Below are 20,014 nucleotides of genomic sequence, written 5' to 3' on the forward strand. Positions count from 1 at the left end.
CTTAGTGGGACCTCAATTCATCCCTGGTTACGTCAGTCGATGTATTGAGTAAGCCCACCTTCTTCGGCGCGCTCAGCCTCCTGGCGCAAGCGCTCCAGGCGCTGCAGCAGCGACTCATTACTCATCCGGTTGTTTAGGCGCTCCGCCAGTAAGGGGAAGGCCAGGGGGCCGGGCCGGGGGGTGCGCTCTAGCTGCAAACTGCATCGCTGCAGCCGCTGCAAGGCCAGGGTGATCCGGGGCAGATCCAGCTGTTCGGTGAGCACTTCCGATCTGGCCTGGGCCAGGAGGCGGTTGGCGGGTTCGTGGCGGCTGAACACGTCGTAGAGCAGGGCGGCACTGATCTGCAGTTGACCGCCGGATTTGGACTGGCCGGGGTAGCCGTTCAGCACCAAGCCGCTGATCTGGGCAATGGCGCGGAAACGCCTCCGGCATAGCTCTGAGAGGTTGATTGCTTGCTCCAAGTCGTCCTTGAGATTGGTGGCGTCAAGCAGTTCTTCGGCGTGTAGCTCAAATAACTCTTCAAATGGATAGTTTTTAGGCGCCAGTAGTTCAAAGCCGTAGTCGTTTACCGACACCGTGATCGTGCTGGCTTGGTGACGGGCCAGGCGCCAGGCCCAGAGAAAACCCAGGCCCTCATGCACAAAGCGCCCCTCAAATGGATAGGCATAGAGGTGGCTGCCTTCGCGGCTGTTGCACACCTCCACCAGTAATTCGTGTTGCCTTGGTAGCCGGGAGAGCTGCACCTGGCGCTGCAGTAGGGGCTCGAGCGCCACAAGTTCGGGGCTATTGAGCTTGGCTTCTCCCGCCAGGGCGCGGCTGCAACAATCCACTTCGGCGCGTAGGTGGCGGCTGAGTAGGTCGGAGAGGGCCATCTGGCCGCCTGCCCAGGCGGGCACGGTGTTGCTTTTTTTGGAGCTGGCTTTCACCAGGGCCGTCATCTCGCGCAGGCGCACGAATTCCAGCTGGCGCCCGGCAAAGAAGAACACATCGCCGGCTTTGAGCCGGCCGATGAAGGCCTCCTCCACGTGGCCGAGCACGGCGCCGCGCACAAAGCGCACCGTGACGGCGCGGTCGGCGGTGATCGTGCCGATGTGCAGGCGGTGCATCCGGGCGATCGCCTTTTCCTTTACGAAATAGAGATCGCCATCGCGCTCGAGCTTGCGGTAGCGGGGATAGGCGCCGAGGCAGTCGCCACCGTGTTCGAGAAAGCGCAGGCACCACTGCCAGTCGGCATCGCTGAGCTGGCGGTAGCTCCAGGCGGTGCGGATCGCTGCCAGTGTCTGGTCCGGTTCGAAGCCCGGCCCGCAGGCCAGGCTGGTGAGGTGCTGGAGCAGCACGTCGATCGGGGCCGTTGGCGGCCGGCGCTCCTCCACCAAACCCGCGGCCAGGCCCCGCCGCAGGGCGCTCAGCTCCAGCAGCTCGAGAGCATGGGTGGGCATGAACAGCACCTGGGAGGTGCCGCCGGGGCTGTGGGCGCTGCGGCCGGCCCGCTGCAACAGCCGCGCCACGTTTTTGGCCGAGCCGATCTGCACCACCCGCTCCACCGGCTGAAAGTCGACGCCCAGATCCAGGGAGCTGGTGGCCACCACCCAGCGCAGGGCCCCATTTTTGACGCCTGCCTCGATCGCTTCGCGCTCGGCCCGGTCGATGGCGCTGTGGTGCAGGGCCAGGGCGCCCTCCATCTCCGGGCAGGCATAGCGCAGGCACTGGTGCCAGCGCTCGGCCTGGTTGCGGGTGTTGGTGAACAGCAGGGTGGACACCCCTGGCTCCAGCGCCGCCACCAGTTCCTCGTACATGCGCAGGCCCAGGTGGCCGGCCCACGGGAAGCCGTCGATGCTCTCGGGCAGCAGGCTGCGGATCGCCGTGGCCCGGGCGATCGGTGCCGTAATCAGGCAGGGCTCGGGGCCAGTGCCAAGGGCGGTTTGAGCCGCTTCCTCAAGGTTGCCGATCGTGGCGCTGATCGCCCAGGTGCGCAGGCCGGGCCGCAGCCGCCGCAGCCAGCTCAGGCAGAGCTCGGTTTGGCTGCCGCGCTTGCTGCCCATCAGCTCGTGCCACTCATCCAGCACCACCGCCTGGAGCCCGCTGAACAGCTCCGTCGCCTTGGGATTGGCCAGTAGCAGCGCCAGTGATTCCGGGGTGGTGATCAGGATCTGGGGCGGGCTGCGCAGCTGCCGGGTGCGTGCGCTGCTGGCGGTGTCGCCATTGCGGATGCCCACCTGCAGCGGCCAGCCCATGGCTTCGATCGGTTGCTGGATGGCGAGGGCGAGATCGCGGCTGAGGGCGCGCAGGGGGGTGATGTAGAGCAGCCGCAGGCCCTGGATGTTGGTTTGGGGTGTGGTGGTGCGTCGGGGGCGCTTGTTGTTTTCAGACTCTCCCTGTTTCTGTACGGTCTGTACGCAATCCTGGAGACGGCGCTGCGTTGTGTCTGCCCCCTGCACGGCGAGCATCTCGGCGATCGGACCCATCACGGCGGCATAGGTCTTGCCGGAGCCGGTGGGCACCTGGATCAGGCCGCTCCTGCCCTCCAGGTAGGCCTGCCAGCTCTGGCGTTGGAAGGGCAGCGGCGTCCAGCCCTGCTGGCTGAACCAGGCCTCGATCGGCGCCATGGACAGCGTCATGCAGCGGCCAGCTCCAGCAGGGCCACCTCGGCGCAGAGCCCCGGCCCAAAGGCCAGGGCCAGGCACGGGCCGGGAACCGCCGCCTGGCGCAGGCGATCGAGGATGAACAGGATCGTGGCCGACGACATGTTGCCGTGCTCCTGCAGCACGGCCTGGGATGTGGCGATCTGGTGGGGCTCCAGCTGGAGGGCGGCGGCGCAGGCCTGCAGGATGCGCGGGCCGCCGGGGTGCACTGCCCAGCTGGCGATCTCCGCCAGGCGGAGGTGTCTGGGGTGCAGCCAGTGCTCGAGCCAGGGACCCAGCTGGGCGGCCACCGCCTCCGGCACCTGCGAGGAGAGGCCCATCTCGAAGCCGTGGTCGCCGATCTGCCAGTGCATCAAGTCGGCGGTGTGGGGGATCACGGTGGAGCCAGTGGCCAGCAGGTTGAGGAGGGAGCCAGGGTAGGGGCTGGGGTTGGCGGGCTTGGCGGTGGCCACCAGGGCGGCCGCCCCATCGGCAAACAGGGCATTGGCCACCACCTTCTCCGGATCCCAGCCGTAATACAGGTGCAGGCTGCATAGCTCCACCGCACAGAGCAGCACCACCGCCTCGGCATCCGCCTCCACGAAGGCCTGGGCCACCCGCAGACCGTTGAGGGCACCGTGGCAGCCCATGAAACCCACGTGGGTGCGCTGCACCCCCGGATCCAGGCCGAGCTGGTGGATCAGGGCCAGATCCAATCCCGGCGCCTGGAAGCCCGTGCAGCACACGGTGATCAGATGGGTGATCCGGGGGGCTTCGATCGCCGCATCAGCCAGGGCGCCGCGCACCGCGTCCAGGGCCAGAGGAGCGGCATGGTCGGCGAATGCGGCCATGCGGGCGGCCGTGGTGGGGCTCTGGTTGCCGTAGAAGGGCAGCCGCTCGTCGCTGGGCTGCTGGTTGGCCTTGCCCGTGGCCAGCACGCTGCCGCGCTGGCGCACCTGGGTGCGGCCCTGGATCCGCCGCACCAGGGCGGCCCGGCTGCCGTTGTCGGCACTCACCCGTTCCGCCAGGGCCATGGCTTCGGCCTGGTTCAGCTGGTGGGGCGGAGTGGCGGTGCCGATGCCGCGGATGCTCAGGGGCATGGCGACACCTGCAGGGAGGGGACAGTCACATGGTTGAGCTGGGCCACCAGCTGCTCGGCGACGGCCGGCAGGTGTTGGCTGACGCCAAAGGCCAGGGCTGTGGCCCCCGGCTGGCGCAACAGCAGGGCCAGGCCGCGGCAGAGCCGTTGGCGGCGGCCAATCTGCTGGCGCAGCTCCCGCTGCCAGCGGCGCTCCAGGGCTGGGCTCCAGCACTCCAGCCCCGCCAGTACGAGGGGCGCCGCGGCAGCGCCGGCGGTGAGGGCCCAGGCCATGCCTTCGCCGGTGAAGGGCTCCACATAGCCCGCCGCGTCGCCCAGCACCAGAAAGCGCTCGCCAGCCACCACCGCGGCGCGACGGCTGAGGGCGGGGGTGAGCTGCCAGCGCGCCTGCTCCAGCCCCATCGGGATCGGGAAGCCGGCGCTCGCCAGCACCGTTCGGGCTGCAGCGGCTGCACCGCTGCTGCTGCTTGGGCCAGGACACTGGATTGCCTGGCGATCGAAGGCCGCCGCCAGGTTGAGCTGGCCATCCTCGCGCCGCACCAGGCCCACGTAGCCCTCGCGGCCGATGGCCATGTGGATGCGGCCGGACGGATAGGCGGCCGCCGCGTCCGGCAGCACGCAGCCCGCCCCGATCCGGGAGTGACGCTGGATGATCGGGGCACCGGCCTCGCTGGCGGGGATGCAGCGCTGGGCCAGGCCGGCGGCCACCAGCACCACCTTGGCCCGCACCGATTGGGACTGGCGACTGCCGCGCTCGTGCAGCGTCACGGTCCGTCCGGTGGCGTCTGCCGGGCCCAGCTGGGCCGTGGTGCTGGCCCGGAAGCTGGCACCTGCGGTGATCGACGCCTGCACCAGGGCCTGGTCGAACCGCTCCCGCGACAGGGCGCGGCCATCGGGCAGGGCCAGTGACGCCTGCCGGCCCCGGTGGCCCAGTTGCAGCCGCCGCAGCGGCACACCACCCTGGCTCTCGATCAGCTGGCCCTGCCCCACCGCCGCCAGCACCGCCTGGGCCTGGGCATTGAGGCAGCAGCCACACACCTTCCAGCGGGGAAAGGCCCGCTTCTCGACCAGCAACACCCGCAGCCCCCGCTGGGCCAGATCCAGGGCCGCCAGGCCACCGGCCGGGCCTGCCCCCACCACCACCACATCCCAGCCGTTGGCATGCTGCAACTCAGCCATGGCCTTGCTCCAGGCCACGCTCCCAGCGCAACAGATAACGCTCGGGCCAGCAGCGCTGCAGGGAGGCTCCAGCGAGTCCGGCCCGCTCGGCCATCGCCAGCACCTCCGCCGGTTGAAAGGCGGCGCGCACCGAGAGGAGCCCATCGGTGTGCACCACCCAGGAGCGGCTGAGCAGGTGGGTGCCGGCCCAGGCCAGGGCATAACCCACGCGGCTGCGGATCAGGTCGTTCACCAGCACCAGGTGGAGGGCCCGCTGGGCCATCAGCGCCAGCAGCCGCTCGGCATCGGCGTCGGGGAGGTGGTGCAGAAACAGCGAACAGAACACCACGTCGGCTTCGCCCGGCGCTGGGGGAGCGGCGAGGGCATCGGCGCAGAAGAACTCCACCGGCGCGCCGCGCCGTTGGGCATTGGCCTCGGCGATTCGCACCGCCTCTGGGTTGAGGTCGCAGGCGCGCAGCTCCAGGGCCAGGCCTCGGCGCTGGGCCATCAGGGCCAGATCGATGGCGGTGTCGCCGCCACCGCAGGCCAGCTCCAGCACCTGCAGGGGTGCGCCACCCCGGCGGCGGGCCAGCGCCTCAATCGGTTTCAGCAGGCTCGCCGCCAGGCCGCTGATGCGATTGATGCGCCGCAGCCCGGCCAGGGCACGGGCGTGCTCGGCCGGATCCAGCCCCGGCTGATCCATCACCTCCGGTTGGCGATCGCGCCGCTGCAGGCCCTGGCCCGGTGGCGTGGCGGAGGGCGTGGGCGCAGCCGTGGGCATGGGCTCAGCCGAGGGATTCAGTCCATGATGGGCAGGTTGCGATCGATGTTGCGGTGCCTCAGGGCTGCAGCAGCGCCAGGGCACTGGCGAGGGTGTCGGCCTCACAGGCCGGTTTGTCGTGGCGCCAGCGGCGGATGCGGGGAAAGCGCACGGCCAGGCCGCTCTTGTGGCGCGGTGAGTGCTGCAGCCCTTCGAAGGCCAGCTCGAACACCTGCTGCGGCTCCACGGCCCGCACCGGGCCGAAGCGCTCGCTGGTGTGCTGACGGATCCAGCGGTCCAGGGCTGTGATCTCGCCATCGTCGAGGCCGGAGTAGGCCTTGGCGAAGCTCACGAGTTCGCCCTCCCCGTTCCACAACCCGAAGGTGTAGTCGGTGAACAGGTTGGCGCGGCGACCGCTGCCGGCCTGGGCGTAGAGCAGCACCGCATCAAGGGTGTAGGGATCGCGCTTGTGCTTCCACCAATGGCCGCGTTTGCGGCCGGCCAGGTAGGGCGACGCCAGCGCCTTGAGCATCAGGCCCTCGGCGGCGGCGGTGCTGGCCTGCTGGCGCAGCGGCTCGAGCTGTGTCCAGCTGTCCAGGGGGAGTCGGGGGGACAGGCGCAGGAGCCTGGCTTCCGGGGTTGGTGTCGTCTGCTGGAGCTGCTGGTGGAGCTCCTCCAGGGCGGCCCGGCGTTGGTTCAGGGGCCTGGGGCGCCAGTCTTCGCCCCCTCGCTCCAGCAGGTCGTAGGCCACAAAGCAGGCCGGGCACTCCGCCAGCAGCTTGCGGCCCGGTGCCTTGCGGCCGAGGCGACGCTGCAGCTGGGCAAAGGGGGCCGGGCGCTCGATGCCCTGGGGCCACACGAGCACCTCGCCGTCGAGCACGGTGCCCTCGTCCAGGCAGCCGGCCGCCGCGATCAATTCCGGAAAGGCGGCGTTGATCAGCTCCTCGCCGCGGCTCCACAGAAAGCTCTCGCCGCTGCGGCGGATCAGTTGGCCGCGGATGCCGTCGAATTTCCACTCCGCCAGCCAGGCGCTGCTGGGGCCGGGTAGGGGCGCGGCGCCGTCGGGGAGTTCCAGCGGTGCGGCCAGAAAAAACGGATAGGGCCGGCTGGGCAACGCTGCGCCTTGGTCGGTTGGGGCTAGCAGGGCGAGAAAGACCTCGGCGCTGGCCTCAAAGCCCCCCATCAACCGGTGCTGCAACAGAGCTTCCTCCAGGCCGCTCAGGCGTGCCAGGGCCCGCAGCACCAGGCCCTGGGCCACACCCACCCGCAGGCCGCCGGTGAGCAGCTTGTTGGCCACCAGCAGCTCGCCGGGGCTCAGGCCCTGCCACAGCTGCCGCACGGCTTCGGCCTGCGCGGCCCCGTCCAGGGCTGCGGCGGCAGGTAACAGCTCCGCCATCCAGTGGTGGAGGGGTCGGTCCGCCCGTGCCTCCTGGTCGGAGGGCTGCCAAAGCAGCGCGATGGTTTCGGCCGAGTCGCCAACGTGGGCGTAGCAGTCGTCAAACAGCCATTCCGGGATGGGGGAGCCCTCCAGGCAGATCTGGCGCAGCCGCCGTCCGGTGATCAGGCGCTTGCCCTGCTTGCCCAGCAACACGTGCAGGGCCCAGGCGGCATCGGCCGGATCGGCGCTGGCGAAGTAGGCGGCCAGGGCTGCGACCCGGGCACCCGTGCCGCTGCTCCCATCGAGCTCGCTGTAGAGCGCGGCGAAACGGCGCATGGTCAGGCGGCGGGGTCTGGGCTTTCGCGGCTGGGGCCATGGCCCCCCTCCAGCGCCTCGGCGCTGATCCCCTCCACCTCGCGCAGGTAGCGGGCCAGGCCATCGCTGTTGCCATGGGTGACGTACACCTGGCGGGCGCCGCTGTCGTTCACGCTGGCGATCAGGCCGGGCCAGTCGGCATGGTCGCTCATCACGAAGCCGCGCTCATAGCCCCGGCGGCGGCGGGCGCCGCGCACGGCCATCCAGCCGCTCACAAACGCCGTTTGCGGCAGCTTGAAGCGCTTCATCCACGGCGAGCGGTGGGCTGAGGGCGGGGCGATCACCAGCCGGCCGGCCAGGGATTCGCCCCTGGCGATGGCGCTCACGGCCTGCGTGGGCGGCAGCACCACACCGGCTTCGCGGTAGGCGGGCATCAGCGCCTCCACGGCGCCGTGCAGCAGCACCTCTTCCGTCACACCGATTCCGGCCAGCTCGGCCAGCAGCCGTTGGGCCTTGCCGAAGGCATAGGCAAACAGGAGCGAGGGGCGCTCCGGCGCCGCCCGCCACCACGCCAGGATCTCCCGGGCCACCGCGGCCCCGCTCTGCCAGCGGTAGATCGGCAGTCCGAAGGTAGCCTCGCTGATGAACACATCAGCCTGTACGGGTTCAAACGGCGTGCAGCTGGGGTCGGCGCAGCGTTTGTAGTCGCCGCTCACCAGCCAGCTCTCGCCGCCAGCCTCCAGACGGATCTGGGCGCTGCCGAGCACGTGGCCGGCGCTGTGAAACGACACCCTGGCGTCGCCGATGCGGTGCGCTTGGCCGTAGTCCACCGGGATCAGGTTGATGCTGGCTCCGAGCCGCTGCCGCAGGATCGCCTCGCTGGCGCCGATGGCCCAGTATTCGCGGCAGCCGGGCCGGGCGTGGTCGGCATGGGCATGGGTGATCAGGGCTCGGGGTACCGGCCGCCAGGGGTCGATCCAGGCCCCGGCCGCCCGGCAGTAGAGCCCCTGGGGGGTGAGCTCCAGCAGGCTGGCGGGGGGGAGAGGCATGGGAACTGTCGGTTGATGCGGAGGGCTCCGGGGATCAAGGTTCGTCCCAGAGGCTCTGCAGCGACCAGGGGCTGCCCTCCATCAGCCAGAACGATCCATCCACCAGGCGGAGGTGCTGATCAAGCTCGCTGATCCGCTCGAGATCGGCCGGCGTGAGTTCGATCTCTGCTGCCGCGAGGTTCTCGCGCAGCCGCGCTGGGCTCACCGACTTGGGAATGGTGGAGATGCCGCTCTGGAGCTGCCAGGCGATCAGCACCTGGGCGGGGCTGCAGCCATGCTCCGCGGCGATCGCGCTGATCAGCGGGTGCGTCAGCAGCTCGGGTTCATTCGCTCCCTTGAGGGCGGCTGGACGGTCGCGAGAGCCCAGCGGTGAGTAGGCGGTGATGTGAACCCCCTCGGCTGCGCAGTCGGCCAGCAAAGCCGGCTGTTGCAGCAGGGGGTGCCGTTCCACCTGATTCACCTCCGGCCGGATCCGGCAGTGGCTCAGCAGATCGTGGAGCTTGCGGCTGGAGACATTGCTCACACCGATATGGCGGGTGAGCCCAGCCTCCAGGGCGCCTTCCATCCCCTCCCAGGTGGATCTGAGCGACCCCTGCGCCGGTGGTAGAAAATCTTCCCCGCTGGAGGGAAAGGCCACGCCGGACTTGATCGGCACCGGCCAGTGGATCAGGTAGAGATCCAGCCACGCCAGGCCCAGATCCCCAAGGGTGCGGCGCAGCGCCGGTTCGACGTTGTCGCGGCCATGGGCATTGCACCAGAGCTTGGAGGTGATCCACAGCTCCTCGCGCCTCACCTCGCCGGCATCGATGGCGCTGCGGATCGCCTCGCCCACCTCCGGCTCGTTGCCATAGACGCTGGCACAGTCGATGTGGCGGTAGCCCAGCCGGATGGCTTCCTGCACCGCAGCACCCACATCACCAGGAGCCGATTTCCAGGTGCCCAGTCCCAGCAGGGGCATGCGGTCGCCATTGGCGAAGGCAATGGTGCGCATGGGTAGCCGGGGGAGTGAATGACCTGGCTCGGGCACCCTAGGCAGCGTGGCGACACGTGGCTTCCCTGCTCCGACCACCCCCCCTGCCTTTCCCCCCCAGTCCACCGTTGACGATGAGCGGCGGCCCGACTAGCCAGGGATCTCCCGCAGGCTGCCGCCATGGCCCTGGATGATTTCCGCGATGAGCTCGCCGCCACCGCTGCGGCCCTGGCGGCCCCGGGCACGGGGCTGCTGGCGGCGGATGAATCCACCGGCACGATCGGCAAGCGCTTCGCGGCCATCGGCCTGGAGAACACCGAGGAGCATCGGCGTGCCTACCGCAGCCTGCTGGCCACTACCGCAGGCCTCAGCGACCACATCTCCGGCGTGATCCTCTACGAGGAAACCCTCTTTCAAGACAGCACCGCTGCGGCTGGCGGCGTGCCGCTCGTGGAGCTATTTCAGCGCCAGGGAATCGTGCCCGGCATCAAGGTGGATCAGGGGGTGGAACCCCTGGCTGGTGGGGTGCCCGGCGAGAGCTGGTGCACCGGGCTCAAGGGCCTGGGGGAGCGCGCGGCCCGTTACTACGCCCGTGGCGCGCGCTTCGCCAAGTGGCGCGCTGTGTTGCAGATCAGCGCCAGCGGCGCGCCATCGGAGCTGGCGGTGCGTGAGAACGCCTGGGGGCTGGCCCGCTACGCCCGCACGGTGCAGGAGCACGGCCTGGTGCCGATCGTGGAGCCTGAGATCTTGATGGATGGCGACCATGACATCACCACCACCGCCTCAGTGCAGGAGTGGGTTCTGCGCACCACCTACGAAGCCCTGGCGCTGAATGGTGTGTTTCTCGAGGGGAGCCTGCTCAAACCTTCGATGACCTGCCCAGGCGCCGACTGCCCCCGGCAGGCGAGTGCCGAGAAGGTGGGGGAATTCACCATGCGCACCCTCAGCCGCACCGTGCCTGCGGCGGTGCCGGCGATCCTGTTCCTCAGTGGCGGCCTCAGCGAGGAGGACGCCAGCCTCTGCCTCAACGCCATCAATCAGGTGGCGGCCCAGGAGGGCGCCCCCTGGCACTTGGGCTTCTCCTACGGTCGCGCCCTGCAGCATTCCTGCCTCAAGCACTGGGGCGGCACGGATCGGGCGGCCGGCCAGGCGGCCCTGTTGGCCCGGGCCCGCGCCAACGGAGCCGCCAGCCGCGGCGCCTACGAGCCCGGCAGCGAGCCCTCCAACGACACCAGCTTGTTTGTGGCCAACTACAGCTACTGACTCAGGGGCGGTGGGTTCAGCGGCTCATCGCCAGCATCCGCTCGATCGGCGCCAGGGCCTTGAGCCGTAGCTCCTCGTCCAGCACGATTTCCGGTGCCATGTCGTGCAGGCACTGCCACACCTTCTCCAGGGTGTTGAGGCGCATGTAGGGGCAGGCGTTGCAGCTGCAGCCGTCGGCGCCGGGCACCTCAAAAAAGTGCTTGTGGGGCAGCTTCAGCCGCATCTGATGCAGGATGCCGGGCTCGGTGAGCACGATGAAACTGGTGGCGGGGCTGGCCTCGGCGCGGCGCAGCAGGGCGCTGGTGGAGCCGATGAAATCCGCCAGATCCAGCAGGTGCTGCTGGCATTCGGGGTGGGCCAGCACCTCGGCGTCCGGATGCTCAAGCTTGAGCTGAAGCAGGGCCTGCTCGCTGAAGGCCACGTGCACCTGGCAGCTGCCGGGCCAGAGGGTGAGCTCCCGGCCGCTCTGGGCCTGCACCCAGCGGCCGAGGTTCTCGTCGGGGGCGAACAGGATCGGCCGATCGGCGGGCAGTTGCTGCACCAGATCCACCGCATTGCTGCTGGTGCAGATCAGGTCGCTGTGGGCTTTCACCGCTGCCGAGCAGTTGATGTAGCTCACGGCGATGTGGTCGGGATGTTGCGCACGGAAGCGGGCGAAGGCGTCGGCCGGGCAGGTGTCGGCCAGGGAACAGCCGGCCTCCAGATCCGGCAGGAGCACCGTTTTGGAAGGATTGAGGATCTTGGCCGTTTCGGCCATGAAGTGCACGCCGCAGAACACGATCACATCGGCCTCGGTGGCGGCTGCCTTGCGGGAGAGCTCCAGGGAATCGCCAATGAAGTCAGCGATGTCCTGGATGGCGTCGTCCTGGTAGTAGTGCGCCAGGATCACGGCGTTGCGCTGGCGCTTGAGCTCGGCGATCGCCCCGGGCAGGTCGACGGCTGGTGTGTGCTGGATGGCGGCGAAAACCAACCCGGGCCCCCAACTGATGCAGGATGGCCTCAGCCTAGGCAGCGGAGATGGCGGCACCCGGCGGGGGGAAAACGCTCCGCATCGCCATTGCCGGTGATCTGCACGGGGCCTGGGACCACACCGATCACGCCCTGCTGGCGACGCTCGCTCCGGATGCCCTGCTGGTGGTGGGCGACCTCAGCGATGGCCAGCAGCGGATCCCGGCGCTGCTGCGCCAGCTGCCGCTGCCGGTGGCCTGCATCCTTGGCAACCACGACGCCGGCAAGGACGCCTCCGGCCGCACCCTGCAGCGCCAGATGGATCTGCTGGGCGACGTGCACTGCGGCTGGCGGCTGCGGGCCCTCAGCCCGCCGGGTCTGGCCGTGGTGGGGGGCCGGCCTGGCACGGCCGGTGGCGGCTACAACCTCTCCCGGGCGGTGCAGGCGGCTTGCGGGCCGGTGAGCCTGCAGGAGTCGGCGGACCGGATCACGGCCGCCGCAGCCGCCGCTCCCGCCGACTGGCCCCTGGTGCTCCTGGGCCACAGCGGCCCCTCCGGCCTCGGTAGCGACGCCGCCTCCCCCTGCGGCCGCGACTGGAAGCCCCCCGCCTGCGACTGGGGCGACCTCGACCTCTCCCTGGCGATCCAGCAGATCCGCCGCCGCCGCTCCGTGCCCCTGGTGGTGTTCGGCCACATGCACCATGCGCTCAGGCGGGGGCAGGGGGCGCGCCAGAGCTTCTGCCGCGACCGGGCCGGCACCGCCTACCTCAACACCGCCTGCGTGCCCCGTCACGGCACCGACGGCGCCGGTCATGCCCTGCGCCACTTCAGCTGGGTTGAGCTGGTGGGGCAGGAGCTGCGCAGCGCCAGTCACCGCTGGTATGGCCTGGGCGGTGAGCTGCTGTACGAGGAGCGGCTCTGGCAGGCCCCCAGCCAAGCCGCCCAGCTGGCACCGTGCTGATCGTTGCCTGCATCAGCGCCCATGGCTTCGGCCATGGCTCCCGCACCGCCGCCGTGCTCACGGCCCTGCATCAGCGGCAACCCGGCTGGCGGCTGGTGCTGTCCACGGCGCTGCCCGAAACCTTTCTGCGCACGGCCCTGGGGCCGGTGCCGTTTGAACGTCGCCCCTGCCGCTGGGATGTGGGGGTGGTGCAGGCCGATGCCCTGGGCGCGGATCCGGAGGCCACCCTGGCGGCCCTGACGGCCCTCGATGCCCAGTTGCCCCAGCAGTGGGCCGCCGAAGCGGCCTGGCTGGTGGCCCAGCGGCAGCCGCTGCTGGTGCTGGGGGATGTGCCGCCGGCTGCCGCCGAGCTGGCCCGGCGGGTGGATGCCCCGCTGATCTGGTTGGCCAGCTTCGGCTGGGAGTCCATCTACGGCCCCATGGGGCCGGCGTTTCAACCCTGGGCCCGCCGCAGCCTGGAGGCCTATCGACAGGGAGATCTGCTGCTGCGCTGCCCCCTGGCCATGCCGATGGACTGGGACATCCCTGAGGTGGAGATCGGGTTAACGGCCGGCCAGCCCCGGCTCGACCCTGCGGCCCTGGCCCAGCAGCTGGGCCTGCCGTCTGATCGAGAGCGTTGCGTGTTGATCAGCTTCGGTGGGCTCGGCCTGAACCTGGCTCCGGAGCTGCTGGGTCGCTGGCCCGACCATGTGTTCATCACCTCCGATCCCCCGCTGGCTGAGGCCCCCAATGCCCGGCTGTTGCCCCCAGGCGTGCGGCCCCTGGAGGTGATGGGGCTGTGCGGGCGGCTGCTCACCAAACCGGGCTACAGCTCCTTTTGTGAAGCCCTGAGTGCCGGTGTGGGGGTGCACCTGGTGCACCGCGACGGCTTTGCCGAGGCCCCGGTGCTCGAGGCGGCCCTGGTGCGCCATGGCTGGCACCGCCTGCTCAGCCAGGAGCAGGCCCGCAGCGGCGACTGGCAACTGGATCAGCCGTTGTTGCCGCCCCAGGGAGCCCCCCTGGCTGCCGATGGCAACGTCCAGGCGGCCCAGGCCATCGAGACCTTTGCGGTCCAGCGATTCTTCTCGAGCCAGCAAGGGGCTGCTGGCCAAGATCAATTTTGATTTTTGACGACAAAGGTTGGCACTGTCAGTGATCTGAACCGTTCAAGGTGATTGTTGACACCAATGGACACTTGTGCGATTGGCACTGATGTTGTCGATTTGGCAGGGTTTGGTAGGCAAATTGGCGCGAACCAAAAAATTATTTCGCTTTTTCAATTTTGGCCGCCTGGTGGCGGTTTTGCCGTCTGATTCGCTCCGGTATGACCCTGCCTTGCCCCAGCTCCCATTCCGCTCGCTCTGTGCTGGCTGGCATGGCCGGACTTGCCCTTCTGGCCCTCGTCGCCCCTGGAGCCGGCGCTGCCGAGCAACCATCTGCTGCCGCGCTGATCCAGGCCCATCCCCACACGGCGCTGGCGCTGCCCCTGCCGCCGCCGCCGCGCATCTTCGCGATCACGCCCGAGCGTCGGGCGTTGCTCAACACCATTCGCTTCGCCGAGGGCACCTGGGCGGGCGGTGACGACATCGGTTACCGCATCATGTTTGGCGGTGGCCTGATGCCGTCGCTCGAGCGCCACCCCGATCGGGTGGTGCGCACGGCCCGCTACGCCAGTGCGGCCGCTGGCGCCTATCAATTCATGCCCTTCACCTGGAATCTGGTGTCCCGTTCCCTGGGCATCGCTGAGTTCGGTCCCCAGGTGCAGGATCAGGGCGCCATCTTTCTGATCCAGCGGCGCGGGGCCCTGGCTCTGGCCGACCAAGGCCTGTTCACACCCCTGCTGGCCGCCAAGCTGGCGCCGGAGTGGGCCAGCTTCCCGACCCTGGCGGGTCACAGCTACTACGGGCAGCCGGTGAAGCGCTTCCATGACCTCAAGCGCTTCTACGACGACAACCTGGCGCGCCTGCGCGGCCAGCTCACCGTTGCCGCCGTCGAACCGCCGAAACCGGCCTGCACCCCGGCCACGTCGCTGCGCTGTCAGCTCGAGAGCCTTGACCGCCTCGGGCCTAGAAGCCGCACCAGCTCACTCTGAGTCCCGCAGGCGGGCCTTGCCCACGGTGGCTCCGGCGATCAGGTAGGCAGCGAGCGCTGCCCCCAGGAAGGCCAGGGTGTTGCGGGCCACCGGCAGTAGATCGCTGGTGCGGGTCACGATCGGACCCAGCCCCAGGGCGCCGAACAGAATCAGCCAAAGGGGCGAGAGCAGCAGCACCCAGGCCCATTCCACTTTGCGCCCCTCTTTGCGGGGATAGGCGGCGAAGCCCACCACCAGCCCCCCCAGCACCGAGGTGGAGAGGGTGAGCAGCCACTGCTCCCGCGGCAGACCCGGCACCACCTGGCAGCCGCCCTGCACCAGGCAGGTTTCCACCGCCGTCAGGGCGTCCACGATCGCCGCATCCTGGCCGTTGTCGCGCACGTAGTACTGGTTGCCGTAGCGGGTTTGCAGCTCCACCCAGTAGGTGCGCGGCATCAGCGCAAACAGGGCATCGCCCACGTTGAAATTGAGCAGGTTGCCGCCACGCTCATCGGCAACCAGCAGCAGGCTGCGCTCATCGAGGTCCCAGAAGCTCTTCACCGCCTGACCGGGGGTGCGGTCGTACTGGGTGAGCACCCGCAGCTTCCAGCCGGTGTCGGCCTCGAAGCGGTTGAGGTTGTCCTCCAGGCTGGTGCGCTGGCCATCGGTGAGGGCCTTGGCCAGGTCGATCACCGGGGTGGGGTGGTCGGGCAGCAGGTCGGGGTTGTCGTAGGCGAAGGCCGGCGCGATGCCCACGCCCAGCCAGCAGGTGAGCACCAGCAGCAGCGAGGCCAGGGTCGTAGTCAGGGTCTTTGTCAGGGCCTTTTTCATCGCAGTCAGAACGCGACCCATCCACCGGCCTCAGGGAAGATGTATTCTCCCTGAACAGGCGCCCGAGCGTGAATCCGAGCCCGAGCGGCGCCGTGCCCACCTGGCTGCTGCAGCGCCTTGAGGCCGCCGGCGGGGCGGTGCCTTTCCGCATCTACATGGAGTGGGTGTTGCACGATCCGTTGCACGGCGCCTATGGGGCGGGCCGGCTGCGCATCGGTCCGGCGGGCGACTTCGCCACGGCCCCCTCCCTAGGTCCAGATTTCGCGGCCCTGCTGGCTCCCCAGCTCGCCGACTGGCTGCAGGCCTCGGCTGCCGCTGCCCCCGGCCCCCTGGCCCTGGTGGAAACGGGCCCCGGCGAGGGCAGCCTGGCCCTGCAGCTGGCCGAGGCCCTGGCCGCCGGTTGGCCCCAGCTGGCGGAGCGCCTTGAGCTGGTGCTGGTGGAGCCCAATGCCGGCATGGCTGCGCGGCAGCGCCAGCTCCTGGCTTCGTGCCCCTTGCCCTGCCGTTGGGTCAGCTTCGCGGAGCTGGCGGCTGCTCCCGTGCGCGGCGTGATGCTGGCCCACGAGGTGCTCGATGCCCTGGCGGTGGAGCGGATCATCTGGGACGGGGCGCTCTGGCGCCAGCAGGTGGTGGCCCTGCACGAGGGGGCGGATGGCGAGCCCTCGTTGCGGCTGGAGCCCGGCGCGCCCCTGGAGCCCGACGCGGCCGCCCAACTCGACCCCCTGGGGCTCCTGCCCCCCTCCCCCCAGCGCCCGCCGGGTTGGAGCACCGAGCTCCATCCCGGCCTGACCCCCTGGTTGGCCGAGGCGGCGGCCGCCCTGACGGCGGGCCAGCTGCTGGTGATCGACTACGCCCTGGAGGCTTGGCGTTACTACGCCCCCCAGCGCAGCAACGGCACCCTGATGGCCTACCGGGGCCAGCAGGCCAGCGACGATCCCCTGGCGGATCCGGGCGCCTGGGATCTCACCGCCCACCTCTGCATCGAGAGCGTGGATGGCGCTGCCGCCGCCAGTGGCTGGCAGCTCCTGGGCCAGGCGCGCCAGGGGGAGGCCCTGCTGGCTCTGGGTCTGGCGGAACGCCTGCATGGCCTGCAGCAGGGCAGCGCCACCGAGCTCGCCACCCTGCTGGCCCGGCGTGAGGCCCTGCTGCGGCTGGTGGATCCGCGGGCCCTGGGCGATTTCCGCTGGCTGGCCTACGGCCGCGCCGTCCCCCTGGAGGCGCCCCGCTTCAGCCTGGAGCCTGGGCCGTCAGCCACTGGCTGAGGGGCTTGGCTGGCTGGCTGGGGCTGCTGGTGATCTCAATGATCCGGCCGATCGCGGCCGGCGTGGAGAGGGCATCGAGGCACACCCGGGCCACGAGCCGGCGGGGAATGCTGTCGCTCTCCTGCTGGTCGGCTCCGCTGAACACCACCCCTTCGCGCTCGCTGCGGCTGTCGTCTTCGCTGAGCCCGCCGGGCCGCACCACGGTCCAGTCGAGGCCGCTCTGCTCGAGCCAGCGCTCGCCCAGGCGCTTCCACACCAGGATCAGGCCAAAGAGATTCAGTGGGTGCTGCCAGCGGCCGGCGCAGAGGGAGCTCACCAGCACCACCCGCCCCAGCCCCACCGCCCGGCAGGCCTGGATCTGGTCGCGCACGCCGAAGGCATCCACCTTCAGCGGCCCGGTGAGATCCACCGACGGGCGGGCACCGGTGGCGATCACCAGGGCCTCGCAGCCGGTCAGGGCGGCATGGAGGGCCTCGGTGGCACTGAGATCGAGCCGCCGAACCTCCAGCCGCCCTTGCTGCTCGGCTTCCGCCAGGGCCGGCGGCAGCACCGAGCCGGGCCGCACGATCGCCCGCACCGCCAGGCCCCGCCGCAGGGCTTCATCCACCACCCGCCAGCCGGTCTTGCCAGACGCTCCCGTTACCGCCACCAGGCCCATTGCTGCTGCTCATTCACGCCAGGTCCATGTTGCTCGCCTCGGGGCTGCAGTGGGCTGACTACGGTTGCTCCATCAGCGGTGCACTGTGGCGGGGCCCATCCTTCAGGCCCGGGGGCTGAGCAAGACCTACCGGATCAGCGAGAAGCAGCCTGGCCTGGCCGGCACAATCCAGCATCTGCTGCGGCGGCGCCATCGCGATGTGTTGGCGGTGGATGGAATCAGCTTCACGATCGAGCCCGGGGAGATCGTTGGCTTCCTGGGCCCCAATGGCGCCGGCAAGACCACCACCTTGAAGATGCTCACCGGCCTGATCCACCCCAGCGGTGGCGAGCTGGAGGTGGCAGGCCACGAGCCCTTTCGGCGTCAGGCCCGCTTCTTGCGCCAGATCACCCTGGTAATGGGCAACCGCCAGCAGCTGATCTGGGACCTTCCGGCCCTCGATTCGCTGCGGGTGAATGCGGCGGTGTATGGCATCGAGGAGGCCGAGGCGAGGCGCCGCATCGCCGAGCTGGCCGAGATGTTGGAGCTGGGTCCCGAGCTGCAGCGCCCCCTGCGCAAGCTCTCGCTCGGTCAGCGCATGAAGGCCGAGCTGCTGGCGGCGCTGCTGCACCGGCCCTCGGTGCTGTTTCTCGATGAGCCCACCCTTGGGCTGGATGTGAATGCCCAGGCGCGGGTGCGCGATTTCCTGGCCGACTACAACCGCCGCACCGGCGCCACCGTGCTGCTCACCAGCCACTACATGGGCGACATCACCGCCCTCTGCCCGCGGGTGCTGCTGATCCACCAGGGTCAGCTGTTCCACGATGGCTCCCTCGCCGACCTCACCCAGCGGCTGGCCCCCTGCCGCCAGGTGCGCCTGGAGCTAGCCGACCTGCAACCAACCGAGGCCTTCGCGGGCTTTGGTGTGATCGAGGCGCACCAGGGCCACCAGGTGCGGCTGTTGGTGCCGCGCGCGCAGCTCACCGAGCGGGTGGCGGTGCTGCTGGAGCGCTTTGCGGTGGTGGATCTGGAGGTGAGTGATCCACCGATCGAGGAGCTGATCGGTGGGTTGTTTCGCCAGCGCGGGGAGGCTTCGGTGACGGGAGGGGTGCCTTGAGCTGGGCCTGGCGCGTGGCGCGGGCGCTGCTGGGCAGCCAGTACGCGCTGATGCTCGAATACCGGGCCGAGATCGCCCTCTGGGCCCTCTCGGGCGTGCTGCCCCTGATCATGCTGGGGGTGTGGAGCGGCTCGGGCGCCGGCGTAGCGGCGGGCCTGACGCCCCAGCAGATCAGCCACTATTTCCTGGCGGCGTTTGTGGTGCGCCAGTTCACGGTGGTGTGGCTGATCCACGTGTTTGAGGAGGATGCCCTGCAGGGCCGCCTCTCGCCCCTGCTGCTGCAGCCCCTGGCGCCGCTGTGGCGCTACCTGGCGGCTCATTTCAGCGAGCAGGCCACTCGCGTGCCGTTTGTGCTGCTGATGCTGGTGGTGGTGGGGCTGGCAGCGCCGGGGGTGCTGTGGTGGCCTTCGCCTGCTGAGCTGCTGCTGGGACTGCTGGCGATTCAGGCAGCCTTCCTGCTGCGGTTTGTGTTGCAGGTGATCGTCACCACCTTGTGCTTCTGGAGCGAGCGGGCGGCGGCGCTGGATCGCCTGCTGTTGATCCCCTACCTGTTTCTCTCCGGTCTGGTGGCCCCGCTCGACACCTTTCCGCCGGCGGTGCGGCGGCTGGCCCTGGCCACGCCCTTTCCCTGGATGGTGGATTTCCCGGCCCGGCTGCTGGCCGGTGAGCCGGTGAATGTGGCGCTGGGATTCGGCGCCATCGCTGCCTGGTGTCTGCTGCTCTGGCCGATCAGTCGTGTGCTGTGGCGGGCCGGCCTGCGGCGCTACTCGGCGATGGGGGCCTGAAGCATGAAGCGCTACTGGCGCAGCCTGCGTTGCTTCTGGGGCACCTCGCTGGCGGCCGAGCTCGAGTATCCGCTCAATGCGGCGATTGAATTCGTGTCGGTGCTGGGCAACCTGGCCGGCAGCCTGTTTGTGCTGCAGCTGCTGTTTGCCGGCGGCCCCAGCCTGGGGGGCTGGAGCTGGAGCGGGGCGCTGGTGGTGCTGGGGCTCTACACCCTTCTGGATGGCTTCACCACCTGCGTGCTGCAGCCCAACCTCAGCCGCATCGTCAGCCACGTGCAGACGGGCACCCTGGATTACGTGCTGCTCAAGCCGATCGACAGCCAGTTCTGGCTCTCGGCCCGCACGGTGTCACCCTGGGGCCTGCCGGCGGTTGCAGCGGGGTTGGGGCTGATCGGCTGGGCCCTGGCCCAGGGCGGCCCCGAGGCTGCAGCTGGCCTGCGCTCGCCCGGGGCCGTGCTGCTGCCCCTGGCGCTGCTGCTGGCCGCCCTCGCGATCCTTTACAGCCTCTGGTTTGTGCTGGCGGCTCTGAGCATCTGGTTTGTGAAGGTGTGGAATGCCACCGAGGTGCTGCGCTACACGCTGGTCGCCGGTCGCTATCCGGTGAGCGCCTATCCGCCGGCACTGAGGTTGCTGTTCACCTTCGTGCTGCCCGTGGCCTTTCTCACCACCGTGCCGGCCGAGGCGCTTTTGGGCCGGGGCTCGGCGCTGTGGGCCATCGGTTCGCTGCTGGTGGCGGCGCTGTGCCTGGCGGGCAGCCGGCTGCTGTGGCGCTTCGCCCAGCGTTCCTACACCTCGGCATCGAGTTGAGCGG

18 protein-coding genes are annotated in these 20,014 nt (G+C 69.8%); 8 read left to right on the top strand and 10 right to left on the bottom strand.

The genetic code is table 11. From position 1 onward, the window contains the following. Positions 1-32: 32 nt before the first annotated feature. Genes KBY70_RS01525 through KBY70_RS01555 form a run of 7 tightly spaced genes read right to left on the bottom strand, consistent with a single transcriptional unit; the run spans position 33 to position 9,371 of the window. Positions 33-2,618: a ligase-associated DNA damage response DEXH box helicase gene (locus KBY70_RS01525; RefSeq protein ID WP_254987123.1), complete on the bottom strand. Its 2,586-nt coding sequence runs from the start codon at positions 2,616-2,618 to the stop codon at positions 33-35. Beyond that, positions 2,615-3,721 (bottom strand): type III polyketide synthase, encoded by a 1,107-nt coding sequence (locus KBY70_RS01530; RefSeq protein WP_254987124.1) that lies wholly within the window; start codon positions 3,719-3,721, stop codon positions 2,615-2,617. Before KBY70_RS01530 ends, KBY70_RS01525 begins: the two co-directional genes overlap by 4 nt. Further along, on the bottom strand, positions 3,712-4,899 hold the full coding sequence (locus tag KBY70_RS01535) for an NAD(P)/FAD-dependent oxidoreductase (protein ID WP_254987125.1): 1,188 nt from the start codon (positions 4,897-4,899) through the stop codon (positions 3,712-3,714). Before KBY70_RS01535 ends, KBY70_RS01530 begins: the two co-directional genes overlap by 10 nt. Further along, positions 4,892-5,659, bottom strand: coding sequence for a methyltransferase domain-containing protein (locus KBY70_RS01540; RefSeq protein WP_254987126.1), 768 nt, complete (start codon positions 5,657-5,659; stop codon positions 4,892-4,894). The genes KBY70_RS01535 and KBY70_RS01540 overlap by 8 nt, the downstream gene beginning before the upstream one ends. Before the next feature lie 58 nt (positions 5,660-5,717). Beyond that, complete coding sequence (locus tag KBY70_RS01545; RefSeq protein ID WP_254987127.1) at positions 5,718-7,352, bottom strand: ATP-dependent DNA ligase; 1,635 nt, start codon at positions 7,350-7,352, stop codon at positions 5,718-5,720. A gap of 2 nt (positions 7,353-7,354) precedes the next feature. Beyond that, positions 7,355-8,380, bottom strand: a complete 1,026-nt coding sequence (locus KBY70_RS01550) for a ligase-associated DNA damage response exonuclease (RefSeq protein WP_198953859.1) — start codon at positions 8,378-8,380, stop codon at positions 7,355-7,357. A gap of 34 nt (positions 8,381-8,414) precedes the next feature. Further along, a complete protein-coding gene (locus KBY70_RS01555) occupies positions 8,415-9,371 on the bottom strand; it encodes an aldo/keto reductase (protein ID WP_254987128.1) in 957 nt (318 codons plus the stop codon). 159 nt (positions 9,372-9,530) lie between these two features. Between KBY70_RS01555 and KBY70_RS01560 the strand changes: the two genes are divergently transcribed. Then, on the top strand, positions 9,531-10,613 hold the full coding sequence (locus KBY70_RS01560) for a class I fructose-bisphosphate aldolase (protein WP_254987130.1): 1,083 nt from the start codon (positions 9,531-9,533) through the stop codon (positions 10,611-10,613). Between the two features lie 16 nt (positions 10,614-10,629). On the opposite strand, the gene nadA is transcribed toward KBY70_RS01560, so the two are convergent. Next, positions 10,630-11,583: a quinolinate synthase NadA gene (gene nadA, locus KBY70_RS01565; protein ID WP_254987131.1), complete on the bottom strand. Its 954-nt coding sequence runs from the start codon at positions 11,581-11,583 to the stop codon at positions 10,630-10,632. A 47-nt stretch (positions 11,584-11,630) separates the two neighbouring features. On the opposite strand from nadA, the gene KBY70_RS01570 reads away from it, so the two are divergent. The 3 genes from KBY70_RS01570 to KBY70_RS01580 all read left to right on the top strand — a co-directional run bounded on the left by KBY70_RS01570 (position 11,631) and on the right by KBY70_RS01580 (position 14,592). Then, positions 11,631-12,521 carry a TIGR04168 family protein gene (locus KBY70_RS01570; RefSeq protein ID WP_254987132.1) on the top strand — a complete coding sequence of 297 codons (891 nt, stop codon included), beginning with the start codon at positions 11,631-11,633 and terminating at the stop codon, positions 12,519-12,521. Then, positions 12,515-13,624, top strand: a complete 1,110-nt coding sequence (locus KBY70_RS01575; RefSeq protein WP_254987133.1) for a hypothetical protein — start codon at positions 12,515-12,517, stop codon at positions 13,622-13,624. Before KBY70_RS01570 ends, KBY70_RS01575 begins: the two co-directional genes overlap by 7 nt. A gap of 251 nt (positions 13,625-13,875) precedes the next feature. Continuing rightward, a complete protein-coding gene (locus KBY70_RS01580) occupies positions 13,876-14,592 on the top strand; it encodes a glycoside hydrolase family 104 protein (RefSeq protein ID WP_254987134.1) in 717 nt (238 codons plus the stop codon). On the opposite strand, the gene KBY70_RS01585 is transcribed toward KBY70_RS01580, so the two are convergent. After that, positions 14,584-15,402, bottom strand: coding sequence for a TPM domain-containing protein (locus KBY70_RS01585; protein ID WP_254987135.1), 819 nt, complete (start codon positions 15,400-15,402; stop codon positions 14,584-14,586). The genes KBY70_RS01580 and KBY70_RS01585 overlap by 9 nt on opposite strands. Before the next feature lie 92 nt (positions 15,403-15,494). Between KBY70_RS01585 and KBY70_RS01590 the strand changes: the two genes are divergently transcribed. Further along, entirely contained in the window at positions 15,495-16,664 is a 1,170-nt protein-coding gene (locus KBY70_RS01590) for a class I SAM-dependent methyltransferase (protein ID WP_315859671.1), read from the top strand. Here the strand turns inward: KBY70_RS01590 and KBY70_RS01595 are convergent. Beyond that, positions 16,630-17,322 carry an SDR family oxidoreductase gene (locus tag KBY70_RS01595; protein ID WP_254987136.1) on the bottom strand — a complete coding sequence of 231 codons (693 nt, stop codon included), beginning with the start codon at positions 17,320-17,322 and terminating at the stop codon, positions 16,630-16,632. The genes KBY70_RS01590 and KBY70_RS01595 overlap by 35 nt on opposite strands. A gap of 97 nt (positions 17,323-17,419) precedes the next feature. On the opposite strand from KBY70_RS01595, the gene KBY70_RS01600 reads away from it, so the two are divergent. The 3 genes from KBY70_RS01600 to KBY70_RS01610 are packed head-to-tail and all read left to right on the top strand — an operon-like array spanning position 17,420 to position 20,010. Further along, the gene (locus KBY70_RS01600; RefSeq protein WP_254987200.1) at positions 17,420-18,418 is read left to right on the top strand and encodes an ATP-binding cassette domain-containing protein; all 999 of its coding nucleotides are present in this window, start codon (positions 17,420-17,422) and stop codon (positions 18,416-18,418) included. Positions 18,419-18,468: 50 nt separating this feature from the next. Continuing rightward, positions 18,469-19,203, top strand: a complete 735-nt coding sequence (locus tag KBY70_RS01605; protein ID WP_094560431.1) for an ABC transporter permease — start codon at positions 18,469-18,471, stop codon at positions 19,201-19,203. A gap of 3 nt (positions 19,204-19,206) precedes the next feature. After that, positions 19,207-20,010: an ABC transporter permease gene (locus tag KBY70_RS01610; protein ID WP_254987137.1), complete on the top strand. Its 804-nt coding sequence runs from the start codon at positions 19,207-19,209 to the stop codon at positions 20,008-20,010. Positions 20,011-20,014: the final 4 nt, after the last annotated feature.

Origin of the sequence: Cyanobium sp. ATX 6E8 (assembly GCF_024346335.1) — a bacterium.
Classification (GTDB): domain Bacteria; phylum Cyanobacteriota; class Cyanobacteriia; order PCC-6307; family Cyanobiaceae; genus Cyanobium_A.